The organism is Haloferula sp. A504, assembly GCF_044385805.1.
GTDB lineage: Bacteria > Verrucomicrobiota > Verrucomicrobiia > Verrucomicrobiales > Akkermansiaceae > Haloferula.
Map to the genome: position 1 here is coordinate 1 of NZ_JBISBU010000138.1, position 1,750 is coordinate 1,750.

1 protein-coding gene is annotated in these 1,750 nt (G+C 63.9%); it reads left to right on the forward strand.

What is annotated here, in order from left to right:
• The first annotated feature begins 97 nt into the window (after window positions 1–97).
• Window positions 98–1,516 (forward strand): IS1380 family transposase, encoded by a 1,419-nt coding sequence (locus ACG2LG_RS23795; protein WP_396263357.1) that lies wholly within the window; start codon window positions 98–100, stop codon window positions 1,514–1,516.
• Window positions 1,517–1,750: the final 234 nt, after the last annotated feature.

A 1,750-nucleotide genomic window follows, 5' to 3' on the forward strand; every position in this document is an offset into this window, starting at 1 on the left:
CCCGGATTTCTCATACCGAGAATTGAGGGCGGTTGGAGTTTTGGTGTAAGTTGTTGGTGTTCAAATCAATGACTCACACACAAAACCCAACCGCCACATGACAGAGTGTATCCAGCATACCTTTGAGTTTCAAGACCTGGGCAAGCGCAAGGTGGTGGCCGATTTTCTGGGCGGCAACGTCAGTGCCGACGGCGGCGTGGTGTTGCTGCGCGAGATCGATAGCCGCACCGGCATGATCGACCAACTCGCCTCCTGCTTCAGCGACCACCGCCGCCCGGAACTCATCGAGCACTCCCTGCCCGAACTGCTGCGCCAGCGGATCTTCGGCATGGCGATGGGATACGAGGACCTCAATGACCACGACACGCTGCGCCGCGACCCGATGATGGCGCTGGGCGTGGGCAAGTCCGACCCGCTCGGCCTGGATCGCTCCGGCGAGGACAAGGGGCGGGCTCTTGCCGGCAAGTCCACGCTCAACCGGCTTGAGCTGACCAACTCCAAGTCTGCCGATGGGAGCCTCTCGGGCGTCCACAAGATCCACGCCGATCACGAGGCCATCGAAAGCCTTCTCATCCGTCAGGCCATCTCCCGCCTCGCGCCGGACACCGAGGAGATCGTGCTGGATTTCGACGCGACCGACAGCCTCATCCACGGCCAGCAGGAAGGTCGTTTCTTCCACGGCTACTACGGCGACTATTGCTATCTGCCGCTCTATTGCTTCATCGGCCCGTGGCCGGTCTGGGCGCAACTGCGCACCAGTGACCGGGATGCCTGCGACGGCACGCTCGAAGCCCTCCAGCGCATCGTGCCGGTCATCCGCGAGCGCTTTCCCGAGGTGCGCATCATCCTGCGGGCCGACAGCGGATTCGCCCGCGATGCGATCCTTTCGTGGTGCGAGCAAAACGAAGTCTTCTACGTCGTGGGGCTGGCCCGCAACTCGGTCCTGCTGCGCCACCTCGACAAGACGATGTTCCGGGCGAAAGCCGACGCCTGCACGCGCGGCGGCTGGTGCACCTACTTCAGCGAGTTCGAATACTGCACGGCCACGAGCTGGAGCCGGGCGCGCCGCGTGGTGGGCAAGGCGCAGGTCAACCCCAAGGGCGAGAACCCACGTTTCATCGTGACCAACCTGCCCGGTGATCGGCCCGGGTGGATGCCTGAGGAGCTCTACCGCGGGTTCTACTGCGCGCGGGGCGACATGGAGAACCGGGTGAAGGAACAACAACTCGACCTGTTCGCCGACCGGATGAGCTGCGAGACGATGAGCGCCAACCAGCTGCGGCTGTGGTTTTCGACCTTCGCCTATCAGCTCATGATCGACCTGCGCGAGACGGGCCTCAAGGAGAGCAAGGCTTACGCCAAGGCCACGCCTGGGATCATCCGCAGCCACCTCTTGAAAATCGCCGCGGTGGTGAAGGTGAGCGTGCGGCGTGTGCTGGTGCGCTGGAGCAGCAGCTTCCGGTTCCAGGAGGAAGTGGCGGCCTGTTGGGAGCGGCTGAGGGCCGCGCCCGCGTGAGTGGTGCCTCGTGGAGAGGCACGAGAGGGCCAAAGGGAGGCGGCACTGAGGAGACGCAAGGAGGGGGTGTGTCCACGCGTACGGAAAACAGTGCAAAACGACCCGGAACCCCCCTCGGCGGCGTGGTGGGAGGTCGGCATCCAGCCCCAAAGCCGCTTTCGGAATCGCCGAGGGTGCTCAAAAGCCGCTGATCTCATCTCTCACCGAGATCGAGCCCCCCATCGGCGAATCGCC

Bases quoted from the DNA above. Each gene is read 5' to 3' on its own strand.
- ACG2LG_RS23795 (WP_396263357.1), top strand. From the start codon at position 98: ATGACAGAGTGTATCCAGCATACCTTTGAGTTTCAAGACCTGGGCAAG.